The sequence below is a fragment of the Roseomonas rosulenta genome (assembly GCF_016106005.1).
GTDB classification, from domain to species: domain Bacteria; phylum Pseudomonadota; class Alphaproteobacteria; order Acetobacterales; family Acetobacteraceae; genus Neoroseomonas; species Neoroseomonas rosulenta.
In genome coordinates, this window is the sequence record NZ_JACADR010000472.1 from 1 (window position 1) to 1,971 (window position 1,971).

General features: G+C 76.1%; 2 protein-coding genes. Both read right to left on the bottom strand.

All coding sequences use genetic code 11. The features are described 5' to 3' along the window. Positions 1-96 precede the first annotated feature (96 nt). Positions 97-993: a class I SAM-dependent methyltransferase gene (locus HW578_RS25950; RefSeq protein ID WP_198373598.1), complete on the bottom strand. Its 897-nt coding sequence runs from the start codon at positions 991-993 to the stop codon at positions 97-99. Positions 994-1,042: 49 nt separating this feature from the next. Next, positions 1,043-1,810, bottom strand: coding sequence for a 2-keto-4-pentenoate hydratase (locus HW578_RS25955; RefSeq protein ID WP_198373599.1), 768 nt, complete (start codon positions 1,808-1,810; stop codon positions 1,043-1,045). Positions 1,811-1,971: the final 161 nt, after the last annotated feature.

The following is a 1,971-nucleotide window of genomic DNA, read 5'->3' on the forward strand; positions in this document are numbered from 1 at the left end:
CGCCGCCGGCAGGGCCGGCCATCGGCGGCGCGGGCGGCGCCGCGGTGGGCGCGCTCACCGCGCCGCGGCCCCAGCGCGGCTACTACTACTGACCGCTCAGCCCGGCTTGCGCGCGAAGGCGAGCACGTAGTCGAGGCCGGCGTAGACATCGCCGGCCTCGATCCGCAGCAGCGGCCGATAGGCCAGCCGCGCCGAGGCCGGCAGCCGGGCGAAGAAGGCTTCGTCCTCGCGAAGCGCCTGGTGGAAGCCAGGGAAGACCTCGTCGCCGATCGGCTCGACCGACACGCCTTCGAACCCTACAGCGGCGAAGCGTGCCGCATAGGCATCGCGCGTGTCGGCATTGGCCCGCGGGACCGACAGCGCGCGCGCCAGCGCACGCCAGGACGCCGACTGCCAGCGCCGCCGCAGCGCCCCGCCGGCCGGCGCGGCCGGGATGATATCCGCCAGCACGATCCGCCCGCCCGGGCGCAGCACGCGCATCGCCTCGGCCAGGAAATCCGCGCGCGTGTCGAAGTGGAAGGCGCATTCCACCGCCGTCACCACGTCGCAGCAGGCATCGGGCAGCGGCATGGCGGTGGCCGAGCCCTCGCGCAGGTCGATCCGATCCGCCAGGCCGCGCCGCCGCACCCGCGCACGAGCGAGCCGCACATGCAGCGGCGTGATGTTCAGCCCGATGATCCGCTGGGGCGCGAAGCGCTCGGCCCAGAGCATGTCCTGGTCGGCGAAGCCGAACCCGACATCGACCACCGTATCCGCCGGCCCCAGGCCCGCGGCCTCGCCGACCAGCTGCGCCAGCGCCGGGCAGGCCTGGTCGATGCTGCGCGCGTCGCGCCAATGGCCGAGGTTGAGCCACATCCCGCGCCCGGTGAACGGCCGCGCACCGAGCAGCCCGTAGAGCGCGCTGACCGAAGGCGGCTGCAGCACCGCCCAGGCCTGGCGCAGTAGCCCGGCCTCGCCTGCTATGCGCGTGGATTGAGCCTGCCCCATCGTCATGTCCCGCACATGGGCGCGCGGCCTGCAGCGTGAAGGGCGCCGTGGCGCTTCAGGTGAATGTCAGTTCCACCCGCCCCAGCGTGTCGAACTCCACCGCCGTGCGGCACGGCTTGTCGATCCAGATCGGCGGCGTGACGGACCCCAGGAAGACCACCTGCCCCGCGCGCAGCCCGCCGAAGGCCGCCGCGCAGCCAGACGCGGCCAGCCAGGCCAGCGCCGCGAAGGGATGTCCCAGCAGGTCCGCGCCCACGCCCTCCGCGCGCACCTGCCCGTCCACGCTGATGCGCCCGCGCGTCGCCGCCAGGTCGATCGCCCGCCAATCCGCCACCGGCGCCCCCAGCACGCCGCCGGCATGGAACACCTGGTCGGCGATCAGCGTCGGCGTGCCGAGCACCGCCAGGTCGCCATAGCGGCGGTCGACGATCTCCATGGCAGCGAAGACCTCGCCTACCGCTGCCGCCGCCTGGTCCTGCGTGCAGGGGCCGGGCGGGATGTCGCGCGCGAGCCGCAGCCCGACCTCGCACTCGATCCCCGGATCGACATAGTCGGCATGGCGCACGCTGGCCGGCGTGGCGCGCAGCCCCGCCTTCGGCACGAACCCCGCCGCCGGCCCCGACAGGCCGAGATAGGCCTGCATCTGCGTCGTCGTCGCACCGATCTTGAACCCGGCCGGCGGCACCCCGCCGAGGCGCAGGGCGATCTCCCGCTGCAAGGTATACCCGGCCTCGGCCGTGCGCGGCGCCAGGGCTCCGAGCGGCGCCAGGACACGCCGACTGCGGCGGGCCTCAAGGATGGCTTCGGCGGCGTCGGAGGCCATGGGCGAGGATCCTTCCTGCTGTGGAGGGGGTGGTGGCGCAGGGCGCGGGGGGGGGGGGGGGGGGGGGGGGGGGGGGGGGGGGGGGGGGGGGGGGGGGGGGGGGGGGGGGGGGGGGGGGGGGGGGGGGGGGGGGGGGGGGGGGGGGGGGGGGGGGGGGGGGG

What these genes read in the sequence shown, in the direction of transcription:
- HW578_RS25950 (WP_198373598.1), bottom strand. Translation starts at nt 993, where the DNA reads ATGACGATGGGGCAGGCTCAATCCACGCGCATAGCAGGCGAGGCCGGG.
- HW578_RS25955 (WP_198373599.1), bottom strand. Translation starts at nt 1,810, where the DNA reads ATGGCCTCCGACGCCGCCGAAGCCATCCTTGAGGCCCGCCGCAGTCGG.